20 protein-coding genes and 1 riboswitch are annotated in these 20,155 nt (G+C 71.4%); of the genes, 15 read left to right on the forward strand and 5 right to left on the reverse strand.

The window, feature by feature from the left end:
* Positions 1-61: 61 nt before the first annotated feature.
* The gene (locus AC07D6_RS02890) at positions 62-268 is read right to left on the reverse strand and encodes a hypothetical protein (protein WP_315879596.1); all 207 of its coding nucleotides are present in this window, start codon (positions 266-268) and stop codon (positions 62-64) included.
* Positions 269-396: 128 nt separating this feature from the next.
* Here AC07D6_RS02890 and AC07D6_RS02895 point away from each other — a divergent pair, with 128 nt between their 5' ends.
* Positions 397-1,371 (forward strand): carbohydrate kinase family protein, encoded by a 975-nt coding sequence (locus AC07D6_RS02895; RefSeq protein ID WP_315879597.1) that lies wholly within the window; start codon positions 397-399, stop codon positions 1,369-1,371.
* A gap of 9 nt (positions 1,372-1,380) precedes the next feature.
* Here the strand turns inward: AC07D6_RS02895 and AC07D6_RS02900 are convergent, their stop codons facing one another.
* Positions 1,381-2,766, reverse strand: a complete 1,386-nt coding sequence (locus tag AC07D6_RS02900; protein ID WP_479041413.1) for an aminotransferase class V-fold PLP-dependent enzyme — start codon at positions 2,764-2,766, stop codon at positions 1,381-1,383.
* A gap of 235 nt (positions 2,767-3,001) precedes the next feature.
* Here AC07D6_RS02900 and ctaC point away from each other — a divergent pair, with 235 nt between their 5' ends.
* The 4 genes from ctaC to AC07D6_RS02920 all read left to right on the forward strand — a co-directional run bounded on the left by ctaC (position 3,002) and on the right by AC07D6_RS02920 (position 7,467).
* Entirely contained in the window at positions 3,002-3,970 is a 969-nt protein-coding gene (gene ctaC, locus AC07D6_RS02905) for an aa3-type cytochrome oxidase subunit II (protein ID WP_315879599.1), read from the forward strand.
* Positions 3,967-5,715: an aa3-type cytochrome oxidase subunit I gene (gene ctaD / locus AC07D6_RS02910; protein ID WP_315879600.1), complete on the forward strand. Its 1,749-nt coding sequence runs from the start codon at positions 3,967-3,969 to the stop codon at positions 5,713-5,715. Before ctaC ends, ctaD begins: the two co-directional genes overlap by 4 nt.
* Entirely contained in the window at positions 5,712-6,110 is a 399-nt protein-coding gene (locus AC07D6_RS02915) for a cytochrome c oxidase subunit 4 (RefSeq protein ID WP_315879601.1), read from the forward strand. The genes ctaD and AC07D6_RS02915 overlap by 4 nt, the downstream gene beginning before the upstream one ends.
* A 109-nt stretch (positions 6,111-6,219) precedes the next feature.
* Positions 6,220-7,467 carry a L,D-transpeptidase gene (locus AC07D6_RS02920; RefSeq protein ID WP_479041416.1) on the forward strand — a complete coding sequence of 416 codons (1,248 nt, stop codon included), beginning with the start codon at positions 6,220-6,222 and terminating at the stop codon, positions 7,465-7,467.
* Positions 7,468-7,503: 36 nt separating this feature from the next.
* Here AC07D6_RS02920 and AC07D6_RS02925 read toward each other — a convergent pair whose 3' ends face one another.
* Positions 7,504-7,905, reverse strand: coding sequence for a hypothetical protein (locus AC07D6_RS02925; protein WP_315879603.1), 402 nt, complete (start codon positions 7,903-7,905; stop codon positions 7,504-7,506).
* A gap of 202 nt (positions 7,906-8,107) precedes the next feature.
* Here AC07D6_RS02925 and ctaE point away from each other — a divergent pair, with 202 nt between their 5' ends.
* The 7 genes from ctaE to AC07D6_RS02960 all read left to right on the forward strand — a co-directional run bounded on the left by ctaE (position 8,108) and on the right by AC07D6_RS02960 (position 15,680).
* Positions 8,108-8,728 (forward strand): aa3-type cytochrome oxidase subunit III, encoded by a 621-nt coding sequence (gene ctaE / locus AC07D6_RS02930; protein WP_023589066.1) that lies wholly within the window; start codon positions 8,108-8,110, stop codon positions 8,726-8,728.
* 61 nt (positions 8,729-8,789) lie between these two features.
* Positions 8,790-9,599 (forward strand): cytochrome bc1 complex diheme cytochrome c subunit, encoded by an 810-nt coding sequence (gene qcrC, locus AC07D6_RS02935; protein WP_315879604.1) that lies wholly within the window; start codon positions 8,790-8,792, stop codon positions 9,597-9,599.
* Complete coding sequence (qcrA, locus tag AC07D6_RS02940; protein ID WP_315879605.1) at positions 9,596-10,642, forward strand: cytochrome bc1 complex Rieske iron-sulfur subunit; 1,047 nt, start codon at positions 9,596-9,598, stop codon at positions 10,640-10,642. The genes qcrC and qcrA overlap by 4 nt, the downstream gene beginning before the upstream one ends.
* Positions 10,639-12,261 carry a cytochrome bc1 complex cytochrome b subunit gene (gene qcrB, locus AC07D6_RS02945; protein ID WP_315879606.1) on the forward strand — a complete coding sequence of 541 codons (1,623 nt, stop codon included), beginning with the start codon at positions 10,639-10,641 and terminating at the stop codon, positions 12,259-12,261. The genes qcrA and qcrB overlap by 4 nt, the downstream gene beginning before the upstream one ends.
* A gap of 120 nt (positions 12,262-12,381) precedes the next feature.
* Positions 12,382-13,446, forward strand: coding sequence for an anthranilate phosphoribosyltransferase (trpD, locus tag AC07D6_RS02950; RefSeq protein WP_479041420.1), 1,065 nt, complete (start codon positions 12,382-12,384; stop codon positions 13,444-13,446).
* Positions 13,447-13,492: 46 nt separating this feature from the next.
* The gene (locus AC07D6_RS02955) at positions 13,493-13,795 is read left to right on the forward strand and encodes a hypothetical protein (RefSeq protein WP_479041422.1); all 303 of its coding nucleotides are present in this window, start codon (positions 13,493-13,495) and stop codon (positions 13,793-13,795) included.
* A 147-nt stretch (positions 13,796-13,942) separates the two neighbouring features.
* A riboswitch (SAM riboswitch) is annotated at positions 13,943-14,060 on the forward strand.
* A gap of 201 nt (positions 14,061-14,261) precedes the next feature.
* The gene (locus AC07D6_RS02960) at positions 14,262-15,680 is read left to right on the forward strand and encodes an aminotransferase class V-fold PLP-dependent enzyme (RefSeq protein WP_315879609.1); all 1,419 of its coding nucleotides are present in this window, start codon (positions 14,262-14,264) and stop codon (positions 15,678-15,680) included.
* A gap of 64 nt (positions 15,681-15,744) precedes the next feature.
* Here the strand turns inward: AC07D6_RS02960 and AC07D6_RS02965 are convergent, their stop codons facing one another.
* Positions 15,745-16,026: an Lrp/AsnC family transcriptional regulator gene (locus tag AC07D6_RS02965; protein ID WP_479041424.1), complete on the reverse strand. Its 282-nt coding sequence runs from the start codon at positions 16,024-16,026 to the stop codon at positions 15,745-15,747.
* Entirely contained in the window at positions 16,023-16,742 is a 720-nt protein-coding gene (locus tag AC07D6_RS02970; RefSeq protein WP_315879611.1) for a rhomboid family intramembrane serine protease, read from the reverse strand. The genes AC07D6_RS02965 and AC07D6_RS02970 overlap by 4 nt, the downstream gene beginning before the upstream one ends.
* Positions 16,743-16,951: 209 nt before the next feature.
* On the opposite strand from AC07D6_RS02970, the gene AC07D6_RS02975 reads away from it, so the two are divergent.
* The 3 genes from AC07D6_RS02975 (at position 16,952) to AC07D6_RS02985 (ending at position 19,977) form a co-directional block, all read left to right on the forward strand.
* Positions 16,952-17,194 carry a hypothetical protein gene (locus AC07D6_RS02975; protein ID WP_149179381.1) on the forward strand — a complete coding sequence of 81 codons (243 nt, stop codon included), beginning with the start codon at positions 16,952-16,954 and terminating at the stop codon, positions 17,192-17,194.
* 65 nt (positions 17,195-17,259) lie between these two features.
* A complete protein-coding gene (locus tag AC07D6_RS02980) occupies positions 17,260-18,624 on the forward strand; it encodes an NYN domain-containing protein (RefSeq protein WP_315879612.1) in 1,365 nt (454 codons plus the stop codon).
* 327 nt (positions 18,625-18,951) lie between these two features.
* Positions 18,952-19,977 (forward strand): C40 family peptidase, encoded by a 1,026-nt coding sequence (locus AC07D6_RS02985; RefSeq protein WP_315879613.1) that lies wholly within the window; start codon positions 18,952-18,954, stop codon positions 19,975-19,977.
* Positions 19,978-20,155 lie beyond the last annotated feature (178 nt).

The following is a 20,155-nucleotide window of genomic DNA, read 5'->3' on the forward strand; positions in this document are numbered from 1 at the left end:
TGACGGGAGACACGGGTGGGACGGAGCGGACGGGCGAGCGGTTCCGTACGCCGTGCGGGCGTCAGGCGCCGTACTCGGCGGTGGCGGCGACCAGCCGGACGGACGCGGGCTCCACCACCACCCCGTGGATCAGCGACGGCGGTACGGGCGCGGGCGCGGCGTCCGCCGGGGCCGGCCAGTGCGGCGCCATCCGCGCGCAGTCCCCGCGCAACTCCGCCAGGGTGAACTCGGGCTCCGGCCGCTCACGCGACGTGATGTGGTTCGCCATACCGGCACCGTACGCACGCCGGCCCCGACCGAGAAGACCTACTATCGGGTAGTTTCTCCTCTTCGCGGTCGCCCCGTGACCCGGTAGCGTGAACTGTCCATGCTGTCTCCCCGCAGGAGCATCCCGCCGTGCGCATCGCAGTCACCGGCTCCATCGCCACCGACCACCTCATGACCTTCCCCGGCCGATTCGCCGACCAGTTCGTCGCCGATCAGCTGCACACGGTCTCCCTCTCCTTCCTCGTCGACAACCTCGACGTCCGCAGGGGAGGCGTCGGCGCGAACATCTGCTTCGGCATGGGGCAGCTGGGCACCCGCCCGATCCTCGTCGGCGCCGCCGGCTCCGACTTCGACGAGTACCGCGCCTGGCTCGACCGGCACGGCGTGGACACCGAATCCGTGCGGATCTCCGAGGTCCTCCACACGGCCCGCTTCGTCTGCACCACCGACGCCGACCACAACCAGATCGGCTCGTTCTACACGGGCGCCATGAGCGAGGCCCGGCTCATCGAGCTCAAGGCCGTCGCCGACCGCGTCGGCGGCCTCGACCTGGTCCTCGTCGGCGCCGACGACCCCGAGGCGATGCTCCGCCACACCGAGGAGTGCCGGACGCGCGGCATCCCCTTCGCCGCCGACTTCTCCCAGCAGATCGCCCGCATGGACGGCGAGGAGATCCGCACCCTCCTCGACGGCGCCACCTACCTCTTCTCCAACGAGTACGAGAAGGGCCTGATCGAGGCCAAAACCGGCTGGAGCGACGAGGAGATCCTCGGCCGCGTCGGCCACCGCGTCACCACCCTCGGCGCCCGCGGCGTGCGCGTCGAGCGCGCCGGCGAGCCCGCCTTCGAGGTCGGCTGCCCCGAGGAGGAGGCCAAGGTCGACCCGACCGGCGTCGGCGACGCCTTCCGCGCCGGTTTCCTCTCCGGCCTGTCCTGGGGCGTCGGCCTGGAGCGCGCCGCCCAGGTCGGCTGCATGCTGGCCACCCTGGTCATCGAGACCCTCGGCACGCAGGAGTACACCCTGCGCCGCGCCCACTTCATGGAGCGCTTCACCAAGGCGTACGGCGACGAGGCCGCCGCCGAGGTCCAGGCCCACCTCGGGTAGCCGGGCGCCTCACGCGAGCCGGCGGACCACGTGGGCCGAACCCCCGTCCGCCGGCTCCTCGCCCACGTACTCCTGGCCCCGCATCCCGCACCACGCCGGGATGTCCAGCCGCGCCGCCGCGTCGTCCGCGAGCACCCGCACCGTCCCGCCGACCGGCACGCGGCCGATCGCCTTCGCCAGCTCGATGACCGGCAGCGGACACCGCTTCCCCAGCGCGTCCACGACCAGTTCGCCGCCCCCGCCGGCCGTCCCCGCGGCCCCGGCCGCCGGCGCCCCGAGCCGCTCCCGCACCCCCGCCACCACCCCCGGCAGCACCTCCAGGAACCGCTCCACGTCCGCCTCCGCCACCCCCGTCGGCAGCGAGACGCGGACGTTCCCCTCCGACAGCACCCCCATCGCGCGCAGGACGTGGCTGGGCGTCAGCGTCGAACTCGTACACGACGAACCGGACGAAACCGAGAAACCGGACCGGTCCAGCTCGTGCAGCAGCGCCTCCCCGTCCACGTACAGGCAGGAGAACGTCACCAGGTGGGGCAGTCGCCGCACCGGGTCGCCCACCACCTCCACCTCCGGCACCGACTCCGCCACCCGCGCCCGGATCCGCTCCACCAGCTCCCGCAGCCGCTCCGCCTCCGCCGCCGCCTCGGCCCGCACGGCCCGCAGCGACGCCGCCGCCGCCACGATCGCCGGGAGGTTCGGGAACCCGGCCGACCGCCCCGACTCCCGCTCGTCCGCCGGCCCCTGCGGCGCGAACCGCACCCCCTTGCGCACCGCCAGCAGCCCGACCCCCGCCGGACCGCCCCACTTGTGGGCGCTCGCCGCCAGCAGTGACCAGTCCCCCTCCACCGGACCCCACGCCAGCGACTGCGCCGCGTCCACCAGCAGCGGCACCCCCGCCGCCCGGCACGCCTCCGCCGCCCGCGCCACCGGCTGCACCGTCCCCACCTCGTGGTTGGCGGACTGCAGGCACGCCAGCGCCGTGTCGTCGCGCAGCGCCCCCGCGTACGCCTCCGGGGCCACCGCCCCGGACCGCTCCACCGGCACCCGCGTCACCGCCCCGCCCGCCGCCTCGTGCGCGTCCGCCGCGTGCAGCACCGACGAGTGCTCCACCGTCGACACCACCAGGTGCCGGCCCGCCCGGCGCCGTCCCGCGAGGGCGCCGGCGATGCCCGAGTGGACCGCGTGCGTCCCCGAAGGAGTGAACGTCAGCTCGTCCGGCCGGCACCCCACCGCCTCCGCCGCCGCCTCCCGCGCGGCGTCCAGCAGCAGGCGGGCGCGCCTCCCCTCCCGGTACAGGCGCGCGGGATCGGCCCACCCCTCGTCGAGGGACGCCTGGAGCGCCTGACGGGCGACGGGGTGGAGGGGAGCGGAGGAAGCGACGTCGAAGTAGGCCACGTGGCAACGCTAACTCCGCACCCCCACCGGACCGGGTGACGGGCCCGCGACCTGCGCCCCCAACCCGAAAGAGGGGCCCGGCGGCGCGTTGGGCACCCTCCCCGCGCGACCCCGGATAGCGTCCAGTAGGGTTTGGTCCGCATAAACATCCAAACCCCTGCCCGCGTCAGGGCGGCGACCGACCAGCGAGACGGCCGCAGCCGAGCCGCGGGCGAGACTCTCGGGAAGGCGCTACGTGAGTCCCAACGGCTCCGACCGCTCGTCGCGGCGCCCGATGCGGCGGAAGCTGCCGCAGGTGCTGACTGCGGGCCTGATCCTGGCTACCGCCTCCGGTTGCTCGTACAACTGGGAGGACTTCCCTCGCCTCGGTATGCCCACCCCGGTGACGGAGGAGGCCCCGCGGATCCTCTCCCTCTGGCAGGGCTCGTGGGCGGCAGCGCTCGCCACGGGCGTGCTCGTGTGGGGCCTGATCCTGTGGAGCGTCATCTTCCACCGGCGCAGCCGCACCAAGGTCGAGGTTCCTCCGCAGACCCGGTACAACATGCCCATCGAGGCGCTGTACACGGTGACCCCGCTCATCATCGTCTCGGTGCTCTTCTACTTCACCGCGCGTGACGAGTCCAAGCTCCTCGCCCTCTCCGACAAGCCGGCCCACACGATCAACGTGGTCGGCTACCAGTGGAGCTGGGGCTTCAACTACATCGAGAACGTGGACGGCGACGCCACCACGGGCGCCGAGCCCTCCCCGGAGCTCGGTGCCATTCCGGACAAGTGGCAGAAGCAGTTCCCCGCCGGTGCCGAGGGCGTCCACGACGTCGGCGTCCCGGGGACGCGGAACCCGCAGACCGGCAACCCGGGCCCGACGCTGTGGCTGCCGAAGGGGGAGAAGGTCCGGTTCGTCCTGACCTCCCGCGACGTCATCCACTCCTTCTGGGTGGTCCCCTTCCTGATGAAGCAGGACGTCATCCCGGGCCACACCAACGCCTTCGAGGTGACCCCCACCCGGGAGGGCACCTTCCTGGGCAAGTGCGCCGAACTGTGCGGCGTCGACCACTCCCGGATGCTCTTCAACGTCAAGGTCGTCTCCCCGGAGCGCTACCAGCAGCACCTCAAGGAGCTGGCCGAGAAGGGGCAGACCGGCTACATCCCGTCGGGCATTGAGCAGACGGACCCGGCCAGGAATGCGGAGAAGAACCAACTGTGAGCATCCTCAACGAACCTCAGGGTGCCGCCACGGCAGCTGACGGCTCGAAGGAGCCGTACCAGAACGAGCTGCCCGTCCGGCGCAAGCAGCCCGGCAACCGCGTCGTGAAGTGGCTGACCACCACCGACCACAAGACGATCGGCACGCTCTACCTGGTCACCTCGTTCGTCTTCTTCTGCATCGGCGGTCTGCTGGCGCTGTTCATGCGCGCCGAACTGGCCCGCCCCGGCACGCAGATCATGTCGAACGAGCAGTTCAACCAGGCGTTCACGATGCACGGCACGATCATGCTGCTGATGTTCGCGACGCCGCTGTTCGCCGGATTCGCGAACTGGATCATGCCGCTGCAGATCGGCGCGCCCGACGTGGCGTTCCCGCGGCTGAACATGTTCGCCTACTGGCTCTACCTGTTCGGCTCAATCATCGCCGTGGCCGGCTTCCTCACCCCGCAGGGTGCCGCCGACTTCGGCTGGTTCGCCTACACCCCGCTGTCGGACGCCGTCCGCTCGCCGGGGGTCGGCGCCGACATGTGGATCATGGGTCTGGCCTTCTCCGGCTTCGGCACGATCCTCGGCTCGGTCAACTTCATCACCACCATCATCTGCATGCGCGCCCCCGGCATGACGATGTTCCGCATGCCGATCTTCACCTGGAACGTGCTGCTGACCGGTGTCCTGGTCCTGCTCGCCTTCCCGGTCCTGGCCGCGGCGCTCTTCGCGCTGGAGGCCGACCGCAAGTTCGGCGCGCACATCTTCGACTCGGCCAACGGCGGTGCCCTGCTCTGGCAGCACCTCTTCTGGTTCTTCGGCCATCCAGAGGTGTACATCATCGCGCTGCCGTTCTTCGGCATCGTCTCCGAGATCGTCCCGGTCTTCAGCCGCAAGCCGATGTTCGGTTACATCGGCCTCGTGGCCGCGACCATCGCGATCGCCGGCCTGTCCGTGACGGTGTGGGCGCACCACATGTACGTCACCGGCGGTGTGCTGCTGCCGTTCTTCTCCTTCATGACCTTCCTGATCGCGGTCCCGACCGGTGTGAAGTTCTTCAACTGGATCGGCACCATGTGGAAGGGCTCGCTGTCCTTCGAGACGCCGATGCTCTGGACGATCGGCTTCCTGGTCACCTTCACCTTCGGTGGCCTGACCGGTGTGATCCTGGCGTCGCCGCCGATGGACTTCCACGTCTCCGACTCGTACTTCGTCGTCGCGCACTTCCACTACGTCGTCTTCGGCACCGTGGTGTTCGCGATGTTCGCCGGATTCCACTTCTGGTGGCCGAAGTTCACCGGGAAGATGCTGGACGAGCGCCTCGGCAAGATCACCTTCTGGACGCTGTTCATCGGCTTCCACGGCACGTTCCTCGTCCAGCACTGGCTGGGCGCCGAGGGCATGCCCCGCCGCTACGCGGACTACCTGGCCGCGGACGGCTTCACCGCGCTGAACACGATCTCCACGATCAGCTCGTTCCTGCTCGGCATGTCGATCCTGCCGTTCTTCTACAACGTCTGGAAGACCGCCAAGTACGGCAAGAAGATCGAGGTCGACGACCCGTGGGGCTACGGCCGGTCGCTGGAGTGGGCCACGTCCTGCCCGCCGCCGCGCCACAACTTCCTCACGCTGCCGCGCATTCGCTCCGAATCCCCGGCGTTCGACCTGCACCACCCTGAGATCGCCGCGATCGACCAGCTCGAGAACCAGGGCCGCGAGCACACCGCGCTGGTCGGCGGCAAGGAGGCCGGCAAGTGAAGATCCAGGGCAAGATGTTCATCTGGCTGAGCTTCTTCATCCTGGCCATGGCCGTCCTGTACGGCCTGTGGTCGAAGGAGCCGGTCGGCACCACCGCGCTGTTCATGGCCTTCGGCCTGGCGATCATGGTCGGCTACTACCTGGCCTTCACGGCCCGGCGCGTGGACGCCATGGCGCAGGACGACAAGGAGGCCGACGTCGCGGACGAGGCCGGTGAGCTCGGCTTCTTCTCGCCGCACAGCTGGCAGCCGCTCTCCCTGGCCATCGGTGGCGCGTTCGCCTTCCTCGGCGTCGCCCTCGACTGGTGGCTGATGTTCTTCTCCCTGCCGATCATCCTGATCGGCATCTGGGGCTGGGTCTTCGAGTACTACCGGGGCGAGAACCAGAACCAGTAGTCACCCGTAGGGGTGAAGGGACCCGGCGGCCTCCGGGAAGAGGCCGCCGGGTCCCTCTTTTGCACCCATCCGGAGTGCCGCCCCCGACCGCCGTTCCTACGGTGTGGCTATGAGCCACACGCCGAGCCTCCGCATCGCCCTCAGCTGCTCCCTGCTGGCCGTCACCACGGTCGCCGGCGTGGCCGGCTGCGGAGGACCGGACGGCCACCCGCTCTCCGCGCGGCCCTACGACGCCACCCGGCAGGTGGCCCTCGCCGGCTTCGCCGAGGACCGCGAGGTCCCCCTCGGCAAGCCCCTCACCGTCACCGCCACGGACGACGACGCCCGGATCACGGACGTCACCGCCGTCGACGGGGCCGGGCGCCGCCTGGCGGGCGAGCTCTCCGCCGACGGCACCGATTGGCGCTCCACCCGCCCGCTCGCCGCCGACGCCCGCTACACCGTCAGGGTCGCCACGGAGGACGACGACGGGGCACCGGGCGTCCGTACGCTGACGTTCCGGACGGCGCGGGCCAAGAAGCTCCTGAAGGTGGATTTCGGGCCGGAGGCGGGCAAGTACGGCGTCGGACAGCCCCTCACGGCGACCCTGAGCGCCCCCGTCACCTCCCAGGAGGGCCGCGCGGCCGTCGAGCGCGCCCTGGAGGTCCGCTCCACCCCCGCCGTCGTCGGCGCCTGGCACTGGGTCGACGCCAAGGAGCTCCACTTCCGGCCCAAGGAGTACTGGCCCGCCGGCGCCTCCGTCACCCTGACGAGCCGCCTCGCCGGCGCCCCCGTCGCCCACGGCCTCTACGGCACGGCGACCGCCCCGCTCCGCATCGACATCGGCGACCGCGTCGAGGCCATCGCCGACGCGTCCACCCACCACATGGTCGTCAAGCGCAACGGTGAAGTGATCAACACCATTCCGGTGACGACCGGCAAGCCCGGCTTCGCCACGCGCAACGGCGTCAAGGTGGTGCTGGAGAAGCAGCCGTTCGTCCGGATGCGCAGCACCACGGTCGGCATCGCGGCGGACAGCAGCGAGGCGTACGACCTGCCCGTCCACTACGCGACCCGCGTCACCTGGAGCGGCGAGTACGTCCACGCCGCGCCCTGGTCGGTCGGTTCGCAGGGGTACGCCAACGTCAGCCACGGCTGCGTCGGGATGTCCACCGGCAACGCCGCCTGGTTCTTCGAGAACATCCGGCGCGGCGACATCGTCGAGGTCGTCAACAGCCAGGGCGAGGAGATGACCCCGTTCGGCAACGGCTTCGGCGACTGGAACCTGCCCTGGGACCAGTGGCGCCGGGGCAGCGCCGTCCACGCCGACGCCCGCGAGGGCACCGCCCCCGCCCGGCTGCGGCCCCAGCCGCTGTAGCCGGGGCCCCGGCACCGGTGCGGGAAGGGGCGGAGGTCAGGCCTCCACGGACAGGCGGCTGCGCAGCAGCGCCGCCAGGGCCTCCGCCAGCTCCGCGGGGTCCACCGGCAGCGTCACCGCCGCGTCGGCCCGGCTCCACGTCGCCAACCACGCGTCCTGCGGCCGTCCGATCAGCAGCAGCACCGGCGGGCAGTCGAAGACCTCGTCCTTGATCTGCCGGCACACGCCCATCCCGCCCGCCGGAACGGCCTCGCCGTCCAGCACGCACACGTCGACACCGCCCCCGCCCAGCTCCTCCAGGACCGCCGGCAGCGTCGCGCACTCGACGTACTCGACCGGGGGAACGTCGGCCGCGGGGCGCCGCCCGGCCGCCAGCCGCACCTGCGCGCGGGTGTTCGCGTCATCGCTGTAGACCAGTACGGTGGCGTGGGGCTGCATGGTTCCTCCGAGTTCGTACGTGGCAGTGCTCGGTAACCGATGCGGCGGATGCTACTCCGTCCCACAGCCCGTCAACACCGTCCCGTCACCGCTTCGGACGCGTCCACGATGGGCCGTTCGGGTGCGGTCGCGGCGCCCGGGGAGGGCCGGGACACTCCGAACGGCACCCCCCGGAGTGAGGGCGGGATAAGCGACCGACATAATGTCGGTCGTGGCGACAGCAACGACAGTAGATACCGGGCACGCGCACCCGTCGGTCAATCGACCGAACCTCACCAGCGTCGGAACCATCATCTGGCTGAGTTCCGAGCTGATGTTCTTCGCGGCCCTCTTCGCGATGTACTTCACCCTGCGATCGGTAACGGGTGCCGAATACTGGTCCGAGCAGGCGGGCCACCTGAACTTCCCGTTCTCGGCGACCAACACCACGATCCTGGTGCTCTCCTCCCTCACCTGCCAGCTCGGCGTCTTCGCCGCCGAGCGCGGCGACGTGAAGAAGCTGCGCGCCTGGTTCATCGTGACGTTCATCATGGGCGCGATCTTCATCGGCGGCCAGGTCCTCGAGTACACCGAGCTGGTCAAGGAGGCGGGCATGTCCCTCTCCTCCGGCCCGTACGGCTCGGTGTTCTACCTGACCACCGGCTTCCACGGCCTCCACGTGACGGGTGGCCTCATCGCGTTCCTGCTGGTCCTCGGCCGGACGTACGCCGCGAGGCGGTTCACTCACGAGCAGGCAACCGCCGCCATCGTCGTGTCCTACTACTGGCACTTCGTCGATGTCGTCTGGATCGGCCTCTTCGCCACGATCTACATGATCAAGTAATCGGGCCAGGCCCGACTTCCAGCAAGCATCGACGCAGAAGATCCTGACACCGGGGTAATCCGTGAAAAAGCTCTCCGCACGACGACGCCATCCGCTGGCGGCGGTCGTCGTCCTACTTCTCGCGCTGGCGGCCACCGGGGGGCTGTACGCCGCGTTCGCGCCCGCGAGCACGGCACAGGCCGACGAGACCGCCCAGTCCCTCGCCATCGAGGAGGGCAAGAAGCTCTACACCGTCGGCTGCGCCAGCTGCCACGGCACCGGCGGTCAGGGCACCTCCGACGGCCCGTCCCTGGTCGGCGTGGGCGCCGCCGCCGTCGACTTCCAGGTCGGCACCGGCCGCATGCCCGCGCAGCAGCCGGGCGCCCAGGTCCCGCGGAAGAAGAACATCTACACGCAGGCCCAGATCGACCAGCTCGCGGCGTACATCGCGTCGCTCGGTGCCGGTCCGATCACCCCCACCGAGAAGCAGTACAGCGTGGAAGGCGCGGACGTCGCCAGGGGTGGCGAACTCTTCCGCAACAACTGCGCCCAGTGCCACAACTTCACCGGCGAGGGTGGCGCGCTCACCAAGGGCAAGTACGCACCGAGCCTCGACGACGTCAGCGAGAAGCACATCTACGAGGCCATGCAGACCGGCCCGCAGAACATGCCCTCCTTCCCCGACACGACGATGCCGGAGAAGGAGAAGAAGGACATCATCGCGTACATCAAGGCCGTGAACGGTGAGGAGACGCCGACCCCCGGCGGCTTCGCGCTGGGCGGCCTCGGACCGGTCAGCGAGGGCCTGTTCGGCTGGATCTTCGGGCTGGGTTCGCTGATCGCTGTCGCCGTCTGGGTCGCGGCCCACACCGCTAAGGCCAAGAAGTCATGAGTAGCCAAGAGATTTCCGAAGAGAGCCTGCACGAGCAGGACACCGCGCACGGCAAGGCGCTAGCCGAGAACCCGTTCGCCAACCCGGGGCTGCCGCCCCACAAGCCCCGCATCCAGGACATCGACGAGCGGGCCGCCAAGCGCTCGGAGCGCACGGTCGCCCTGCTCTTCACGATCTCGATGCTGGCCACGGTCGGCTTCATCGCCTCGTTCGTGATCTTCCCGGTCGACAAGATCGTGTACGTGTGGCCGCTCGGCCACGTGAGCGCGACCAACCTGTCGCTCGGCCTGACGCTGGGCCTCGCCCTCTTCTGCATCGGCGCCGGCGCGGTCCACTGGGCCCGCACGCTGATGTCGGACGTGGAGATCGCCGACGACCGCCACCCGATCGAGGCGGCGCCGGAGGTCAAGGCCAAGATCATGGCCGACTTCGCCCAGGGCGCCAAGGAGTCCGCGCTCGGCCGGCGCAAGCTGATCCGCAACACCATGTTCGGCGCGCTGGCCATGGTGCCGCTCTCCGGTGTCGTGCTGCTGCGCGAGCTGGGCCCGCTGCCCGAGAAGAAGCTCTTCCACACGTCCTGGGGCAAGGGCAAGCAGCTCATCAACATGAACACGCACGAGCCGCTGCGTCCCGAGGACGTCGCGGTGGGCTCGCTCACCTTCGCCATGCCGGAGGGCCTGAGCGAGGAAGACCACGACTTCAACAACAAGATCGCCAAGGATGCCCTGATGATCGTCCGGATCCAGCCGGAGGACATCAAGGACAAGCGCGAGTTGGAGTGGTCCCACGACGGCATCGTCGCGTTCTCCAAGATCTGCACCCACGTGGGCTGCCCGATCTCCCTGTACGAGCAGCAGACCCACCACGTCCTCTGCCCGTGCCACCAGTCCACCTTCGACCTCTCCGACGGCGCCCGCGTCATCTTCGGCCCTGCCGGTCACGCCCTCCCGCAGCTGCGGATCGGCGTCAATGACAAGGGCTTCCTCGAGGCGCTCGGCGACTTCGAGGAGCCGGTCGGTCCTGCATTCTGGGAGCGCGGATGAGTACCGCACACGACAAGCGGAAGGCGCCCGCCGGTGAGCGGGTGGCCGACTGGGCGGACGGCCGGCTCGGGATCTACTCCCTGGCCAAGGCCAACATGCGCAAGATCTTCCCGGACCACTGGTCCTTCATGCTGGGCGAGATCTGCCTCTACAGCTTCCTGATCATCATCCTCACGGGTGTGTACCTGACGCTGTTCTTCCACCCGAGCATGAACGAGGTCGTGTACCACGGCTCGTACGTGCCGATGCACGGCGTCCGGATGACGGAGGCGTACGCCTCGACCCTGGACATCAGCTTCGACGTCCGCGGTGGCCTGCTGATCCGTCAGATCCACCACTGGGCGGCGCTGATCTTCATCGCCGGCATGTTCGTGCACATGATGCGCGTCTTCTTCACCGGCGCGTTCCGCAAGCCGCGCGAGATCAACTGGCTGTTCGGCTTCCTGCTGTTCGTCCTGGGCATGTTCACCGGCTTCACCGGCTACTCGCTCCCGGACGACCTGCTCTCCGGCACCGGTGTGCGCTTCACGCAGGGCGCGATCCTGTCCGTGCCGATCGTGGGCACGTACCTGTCGATGTTCCTCTTCGGCGGCGAGTTCCCCGGCCACGACATGGTCGCCCGGTTCTACTCGATCCACATCCTGCTGCTGCCGGGCATCATGCTCGGCCTCGTGGTGGCCCACCTGATCCTGGTCTTCTACCACAAGCACACGCAGTTCGCGGGCCCCGGCCGGACGAACAAGAACGTGGTCGGCATGCCGTTCATGCCGGTCTACATCGCCAAGGCCGGCGGCTTCTTCTTCCTGGTCTTCGGCGTCATCGCGGCCATCGCCGGCATGTTCACCATCAACCCGGTGTGGGCGCTCGGCCCGTACCGCCCGGACATGGTGTCCACCGGCGCCCAGCCCGACTGGTACATGGGCTTCGCCGAGGGCCTCATCCGCGCCATGCCCGGCTGGGAGATCAACCTGTGGGGCCACACGCTCGTCCTGGGCGTGTTCCTCCCGCTGGTCCTGTTCGGCGTGATGCTGGCGGCGATCGCGGCGTACCCGTTCATCGAGTCGTGGATCACCGGCGACAAGCGCGAGCACCACATCCTGGACCGCCCGCGCAACGCCCCGACGCGGACGGCGCTCGGCGTCGCCTGGGTCACCGGCTACATGATCATGCTGATCGGCGGTGGCAACGACATCGTCGCCACCTACTTCCACCTGTCGATCAACGCGGTCACCTGGTTCGTCCGGATCTTCTTCTTCCTCGGACCGGTCCTCGCGTTCATCGTCACCAAGCGGATCTGCCTGGGCCTCCAGCGCCGCGACCGCGACAAGGTGCTGCACGGCCGCGAGACCGGCATCATCAAGCGGCTGCCGCACGGTGAGTTCGTCGAGGTCCACGAGCCGCTCAGCCAGGCGCAGCTCCACGCGCTCACCGCGCACGAGCAGTACGCCCCGGCCGAGATCGGCCCGACGGTCGACGAGAACGGCGTCGAGCGCAAGCCGACGGCCAAGGAGAAGCTCCGCTCGAAGCTCAGCAAGGGCTACTACGGCGAGGGGAACCAGATCCCCAAGGCCACGGTCGAGGAGTACAAGGAGATCAGCGCGGGCCACGGCCACCACTGATCACCTGACCTGAAGGTCGCCACGGCGAGAGCCCCGTCCAATCGTCGGACGGGGCTCTTCGCCGTCCCCGGGGCTCGCTAGGCTGGTCCCGTCCCACCCGTCACGGACCCAGGAGCGACCATGAGCGCTGTGCCACCCGCTGGAGGACCTACCGCGGCGGGCCGCTCCTGGCCCGTCCTCCTCGACGCCCTGCTCTCGGGGCGGGACCTGGACGCGGACACGACCGCGTGGGCGATGGAGCGCATCCTCGGCGGGGAGGCCACGGACGCGCAGATCGCCGGCTTCGCGGTGGCCCTGCGCGCCAAGGGCGAGACCGTGGAGGAGATCTCCGGCCTCGTCCGCACCATGTACGCCCACGCCCGGACCATCGAGGTCCCGGGGCGGTCGGTCGACATCGTCGGCACGGGCGGCGACGGCGCGAAGACCGTCAACATCTCCACCATGTCGGCGGTCGTCGTCGCCGGTACGGGCGCGAAGGTCGTCAAGCACGGCAACCGCGCCGCCTCGTCCGCGTCGGGGGCCTCCGACGTCCTGGAGAAGCTCGGCGTCAACCTGGAGCTGTCCCCGGAGCGGGTCGCCGAGGTGGCGGAGGAGGCGGGCATCACGTTCTGCTTCGCCGTCAAGTTCCACCCGGCGCTCCGCCACGTCGCCGCCGCCCGCAAGGAGCTGGGCATCCGCACGACGTTCAACTTCCTGGGCCCGCTGACCAACCCGGCCCGGGTCCGCGCCCAGGCGACGGGGGTGGCCGATGCCCGGATGGCGCCGATCCTCGCCGGGGTGCTCGCCGAGCGCGGCTCGTCGGCGCTGGTGTTCCGCGGTGACGACGGGCTGGACGAGCTGACGACGACGGCCGGGTCCCGGGTGTGGGTCGTGCGGGACGGGACCGTCCGGGAGGAGGTCTTCCACCCGCGCGACGTGGGCCTCGACCTGGTCCCGGTGGAGGCCCTGCGCGGTGCCGACGCCTCGTACAACGCGGACGTGGCGCGCCGTCTGCTGGCCGGCGAGACCGGGCCGGTGCGGGACGCGGTGCTGCTGAACGCGGCGGCGGCGCTGGTCGCGCTGGACCCGTCGGACGCGCCGCTGGCCGAGCAGTTGCGGGCCGGCATGGCGAAGGCCGCCGAGTCCGTCGATTCGGGCGCCGCCCGCGACGCCCTGGACCGCTGGGTGCGGGTCAGCAACCGCTAGTGCCGCCCCCATCGACGCCGGCCCCGTCCGGGACGCGGTGAGGTCCGTGAGCGGTGACCGCCGACCGGACCCGGACGAGGTCGAGGCGTGTCTGGCCGCCGTGGTCGAGGGGCGCGTGAGCCGGGAGGCCGCCGACCGGTGGGCCGGGCGCCGGGTCGCCGACGACGCGCTCGCGTGGGACGAACCGTCCTGGTGGGCGCTGGGGCTCCTGCACGGAATCGACCTGCGGCCGGGGCCCGGGGAGCCGTACCTGCACGACGACGAACAGGTGCGGGGATGGCTGGAGGAACTGCGGCGGCGCCGGGCGGCCCACCGCGAAGGCCCCCCGTCCGGCGACCGGCGCCCGTGAACGCCGTGGGCGCGAACGTCCCCTGACGGGGCGTGGGTTCCACGGGTCCGCGGCACCGCCCCGCCCGGGGTGCGCGCCGCGGACCCGTCCACTGTGCGGACCCCGTCTTGCGCGGTGACCGGGTAGGTGTGGCAGGATGCTCGACAAGGTCATGAGTGACAGCGACTACGGCCCCGGCCCGCTGTCCGGCAACCCTCCGTCCGTGGCGGGGTGCCCCGGGTGAAGACCAGGCCGCAGGCAGAGAGGTCTGCGGCAAGCGCGGACCCCTGCACACCCTGGGGTCCTGGTCCCGAGGGAGCAGTCTCGTGAGCAAGCGAATGCGCTAGGGCCCTTCCGGCCCCTTCCCCCTCCTCCGCGCGGCCGTCGTCGCCGCGCGTCGAGGCAACACCCGCGTGCGGTACGGCAGTCGAGCCGTCCCCGTGGGCCTCCACCTCCGTTCGCCTTGTCCTCGCCGGGAGAATCCGCCATGTCCGCGTACCCGAACACCGCCGTCGCCTCCGCCCCCGTCGCTGTCGCCTCCGTCGCCCCCGCCTCCGCCGAGTGCTCCGCCCCCGCCGCCCTGCCGCTGCCCGTGCTCGGGCGGGACGTGACCGTGCCGCTCGTCACCGGCGGGGAGGCCGTGTACGCCGCGCTGGACTACGCGGCCAGCGCCCCGGCGCTCCAGCGCGTGTGGGACGACGTCGCCGCGTACGCGCCGTACTACGGCAGCGTCCACCGGGGCGCCGGGTACCTGTCGCAGCTCTCCACGGACCTGTTCGAGAACAGCCGCAGGACGGTCGCGGAGTTCCTCGGCTGCCGCCCCGGCGACCAGGTCGTGTTCACCCGCTCCACGACCGACTCGCTGAACCTGCTCGCGCACGCCCTCCCGGCCGGCTGCGAGGTGTTCGTCTTCGAGACCGAGCACCACGCCTCGCTCCTGCCGTGGCGCGACGCCCGCGTGACGTACCTGGACGCGCCCCGCACCCCCGGCCGGGCCGTGGAGACGCTGGAGCGGGCCCTCGCCGGCCGGGACCCCCACGGCCCCGCCCTCGTGTGCGTGACCGGCGCCTCCAACGTGACCGGCGAGCTGTGGCCGGTACGGGAGCTGGCGGCCGCCGCGCACGCGCACGGCGCGCGGATCGTGCTGGACGCCGCCCAGCTGGCGCCGCACCACCCGGTGGACGTGGCGGACCTGGACGTGGACTGGGTGGCGTTCTCGGGGCACAAGCTGTACGCGCCCTTCGGGGCCGGTGTGCTGGCCGGGCGGGCCGACTGGCTGCGGGACGCCGAGCCGTACCTGGCGGGCGGCGGCGCGTCGCGGACGGTGGCCCGGCGGGCCGACGGCGGGGTGGAGGTCGCCTGGCACACCACGGCGGCCCGCCACGAGGCCGGCTCGCCGAACGTGATCGGCGCCTACGCCATCGCCTCGGCCTGCGAGGCGCTCACCGCGGCCGGCTTCGACGCGCTCGTGGCCCGTGAGCAGGAGCTGATCGCCCGCGTGCGGGAGGGGCTGGCCGAGGTGCCCGAGGTGCGGGTGCTGTCGCTGTTCGGCGACGACGCCCCGCGCGTCGGCGTCCTCTCCTTCGTCGTGGAGGGCTGGAACAGCTCGCACTTCGCCGCGGCGCTCTCCGCCGAGTACGGCATCGGCGTCCGCGACGGGCTGTTCTGCGCCCACCCGCTGGTCCGGACCCTGCTGGGCGGGACGCCGCAGGAGCCGGGGGAGTGCGGGGCGCCGGAGGGCGGGCCGGGGGAGCGGTCCCTCAACGCGATCCGGGTCAGCTTCGGCGCGGGCACCCCCGACGAGCACGTCGACCGCTTCGTCCGCGCCGTGCGGGAACTGGTCAGGGACGGCGCCCGCTGGAGCTACCGCACGGAGGACGGGCGCTGCGTGCCCGACCGCGGCTGAGACGGCGATCGCGCCGTGGCTGATTCCGCCTCACCCGTTCGGGTGAATCGGTGGGGCGGGGCGGTCAGGCGTCGAGACCGATCGCGAAGGCCGCTTCCAGGTCGTGCTGCGAGTACGTGCGGAACGCGACGTGCGTGTCCGTCGCGACGACGCCGGGGATCTTGCTGATGCGGCCGGGGATGATGTCGGCCAGGTTCTCGTGCCGGGGCACGCGGACCATGGCGACCAGGTCGTAGGTCCCGGTGACGGAGAAGACCTCGCTCACGCTGTCGAGCGCGGCGATCGCCTCCGCGATCTCCGGGATGCGGTCCACGCTGGTCTTGATGAGCACGATCGCGGTGATCACGGCTGTCCCTCTCCCTCGGTGGCCGCTGCTGGAGCCTTCACTCTAATGCCCCGGTAGCGCGCCCACGCGTACAGGAACCCCAGCGCGAACCCGACGAGGTGCGCGAGGTAGGCGACCCCGGGCCCGCTGCCCGCCCCGCGCGCCGCCAGCCACTGGAGGGCGAACCAGAAGACCAGGACGATCCAGGCGGGGAAGCGCAGCGGCAGGAAGAACAGGAACGGGAAGAGGCTGGTCACCCGCGCCCGGGGGAAGAGGTACAGGAAGGCGCCGAGGACCCCCGAGACCGCCCCCGACGCCCCCACCAGGGTCTGCCCGCTGTCCGCGTGGGCCAGGGCGTAACCGGCCAGCGCGAGGTAGCCGCACACCACGTAGAACACCCCGAACCGGATGTGCCCCATCCGCTCCTCGGCCATCGCGCCGAAGACGAAGAGGAACAGCATGTTCCCCAGCAGGTGCAGCCAGTTGCCGTGCACGAACAGGGCGCTGAGCGGGGTGAGCAGCGCCGGGAGGGAACCGCTCAGGAGGTCCGCCGGGATCACCCCCCAGCGCCGGAAGTACGTGCTCTGCGCGGTGATCAGGGCGTCCCCGCTCCCGTACGAGGCCCGCAGGCCCGAGGCCGGGCCGAGGACGAAGACCAGCGCGCACACCCCGATGACGCCGTACGTCACCGAGGGGCCGGTGACGGTGCGCCGCAACGCTCCACGCCAATCGATCACGCACAGATCATGACGTAGAGGGCGCGAGCGGGACAGAGCGCCTCGCCGGGGCGGGCACCCCTCTCCCCGCTCCCCACCGTCCGCGCAGGCGGGACCGCGGAGGCCGTAGGGTTACGGGCGTGCCCGGGCCGCTCCCGGGGCACCCGCAGTTCGAGGGCGCACCGCGGGTCGAAGCACTGGAACGACCGGACCATGACAAGGACGGCACCATGACGACGGTTCCCCAGCCGACCGCCGACACCCGTTGGCGCTGCACGCTCTGCGGCAATCTGACGCGCTTCGACGTGACGCGCTCCTCGAAGGTCGTGGAGTACGTCCATCTGGACCTGGCGGGGGAACCCACGGTGGAGGAGCGCGAGGTGGTCAGTGAGACCATCGAGTCGGTCCGCTGCCGCTGGTGCAACGCGGTGGACCAGATCGAGCTGGTGGACAGGCCGGGCGCCGGCTCCTGAGCGCGGGCCCGGGACGACGGGCGGCCCGGCAGAGTCAGAACGGACGGGTAGTGGGGTGACGGATCGTGGCGCAGCCCGCAAGCGGCGCTGAGTCGGCCGGCGCGGCCGGTGACGCCGCCGAGGCGCTCGACCGCCCGCTGCCCGAGGCGGTACGGCGCCGGGTGGTCGCGCTCGTCTCCGAGGCGTTCGGCGGTCTGACGGTCCCCGAGCTGCCGTCGCAGCTTCGCCAGTACGCCCGGTTCACCCCCTCCCGGCGGGCCCGGTTCGCGGGCAACGCGATGGCCGCCGCCCTGGAGGGCGACGCGCTGTTCCGGCAGCGCATCGGCGATCGGCTGCGGACCGCCCAGCCGGAGCTGGCCGCGGCCGTCGAGTCGGGCGTGCCGCCCGCCGCCGCCGACCCGGTCGACGTGGCGGCGGCGGCGTACGTGCTGCGCCCCACCGGCTGGGTCAAGCTGGTCGCCGCCGCGGGCGAGGAGGTGCAGCGCGCGGACGCCGAGCGCGCCGACGAGGCGGGCCGGCGCGAACTGGAGCGGCTGCGCGAAGAGCTGGCGGAGGCCCGCGCGCACACCCGCGTGGAGACGGAGCGGCTGCGCTCCGAGCTGGAGGCGGCCCGCAAGGAAGCCGAATCGCTTCAGCGCAAGCTCCGCAGCGCGCAGAGCGACGTCAAGCGCGGCGAGGCCGCCCTGCGCCGCGCCCAGGCGGAGATCGACGGCGTCCGGGCGGACGCCGCCGCCCGCGTCTCGGCCGCCGAGAGCGAGACCCGCCGCCTCAAGGCCCGGCTCGGCGAGACCGAGGCCGCGCTGGAGGCGAGCCGCCGGGCCGCCCGCGAGGGCCGCTCGGTGGAGGACGTGCGGCTCCGGCTGCTGCTGGACACGGTCCTGGAGGCCGCCCAGGGGCTGCGCCGCGAACTGGCCCTGCCGCCCGTCTCCGTACGGCCCGCGGACTCCGTGGAGGCGGTGGAGCCCGGCCGGATGTCGCCGAAGGACGTCGCCGCCCGCGCGCTGTCCGAGACCGACCCGGCCCTCCTCGACCAGCTCCTCGCCCTCCCGCAGGCCCACCTCGTCGTCGACGGCTACAACGTCACCAAGACCGGCTATCCGACGATGCCGCTGGAGAAGCAGCGGCTGCGGCTGCTCGGCGGGCTCTCCGCGCTCGCCGCCCGCTCGGGCGCCGAGGTCACCTGCGTCTTCGACGGCGCGGAGCTGGTCGCCCCGGTGCTGCTCGCCCCGCCGCGCGGGGTGCGCGTGCTGTTCTCCAAGCCGGGGGTGACCGCCGACGAGCTGATCCGCCAGCTCGTCCGCGCCGAGCCCGCGGGCCGGCCGGTGGTCGTGGTCTCCAGCGACCGGGAGGTGGCCGACGGCGTCGCCAAGTCCGGCGCCCGCCCGGTCGCGTCCGTGATGCTGCTGAAGCGGCTTTCGCGCATCTCGTAACTCCTGGGTGGGATGCCCGGTTTGAGGACGCGTGCGGGGGACCCAACGTCAACTTCCCGTGACGCGCTGTGGGGCGCGCGCCAAGAAAGGGCCGGGTGGGAGAGATTTTTCTCATGAGGATTTGAACTGATCACAACTTGGTCACTAGGGTCTGGGCTCGAACCTTCGCGCGGTTGACCGTCCATCCGGGACGGCAGCGAAGGCACCGCCTGAACCGTGCAGTTCGGACCTGGATCACGGGGGAGTGTCCGGACGCCTAGCGCGGAACCGGGGCATTGACCGTCGACCCGGCAGGCGGCTCGAACGAGGAAGAAGGAGCTCGCCTCCGTGGCGTCCCACCGTCGACCCAAGCAGCCGAGCCGCGCCCGTGTGACCGTGCTCACCGCGACCGCCGCCGCTGCCGTCGCCCTGACCGCCCAGACCGCTTCGGCCACGCCGCAGCCCAGCAAGGAACAGGTCAAGGAGAAGGTCGACAAGCTCCACCACGAGGCCGAGGAGGCCACGGAGCAGTTCAACCTCGCCGACGAGCGCCGCGAGAAGCTCCAGAAGGAGGTCACGGCCCTCCAGGACCAGGTCGCCCGCGGCCAGGAGGAGCTCAACGCCCTGCGCGACGGCATCGGTTCGGTCGCCAGCGCCCAGTACCGCAACGGCGGCATGGACCCCTCGCTCCAGCTCTTCCTCTCCTCGAACCCGGACGACTACCTCGACAAGGCGTCCGCCGTCGACCAGCTCTCCGCGAAGCAGGCCGAGACGCTGCGCACCATCCAGGCCAAGCAGCGCACCCTCGCCCAGCAGCGCGCCGAGGCCACGGCGAAGCTCGCCGACCTGGAGGACGTCCGCAAGTCCCTCGGCGAGAAGAAGAAGAAGTTCCAGACCAAGCTCGCCGAAGCGCAGAAGCTCCTCAACACGCTCACCGCCGAGGAGCGGCGGAAGATGCAGGCGGAGGAGGAGCGCGCCAGCCGCGACGCCGGCGAGCGCGTCGAGCTCGGCAACGAGGTCCCCGCCTCCCAGCGCGGCGCCGCCGCCCTCAGCGCCGCCGCCACCCAGGTCGGCAAGCCGTACGTGTCCGGTGCCGAGGGCCCCAACTCGTACGACTGCTCCGGCCTGACGCAGTGGGCCTACCGCCAGGCCGGCGTCAGCCTCACCCGCACCACGTACACACAGCAGAACGACGGCGTGAAGATCGGCCGCAGCCAACTCAAGCCGGGCGACCTCGTCTTCTTCAACAACCTCTCCCACGTCGGCCTCTACGCCGGCAACAACACCGTCCTGCACGCCCCGTACCCGGGCGCCCACGTCCGCTACGAGGCGATGAAGTACCTGGGCACGTTCCAGTTCGGCGTCCGCATCTGAGCCGTCCCGCCCGCGCCCCGGGCAGTGAGGGCGCGCGATGCGCCGGGGCCTCCCCGAACCGCCGCGCGCACACGTCCGATCGGGGGATTTCCGCTCCCCGTACCGACGCTCCGCCCCGCCGGTGACCTGTGGTTCCCGGCGGGGCGCCGCCGTGCGCGCCTCCCGGGGGCTTTGATCA

The organism is Streptomyces sp. NPDC045287, from assembly GCF_056432325.1.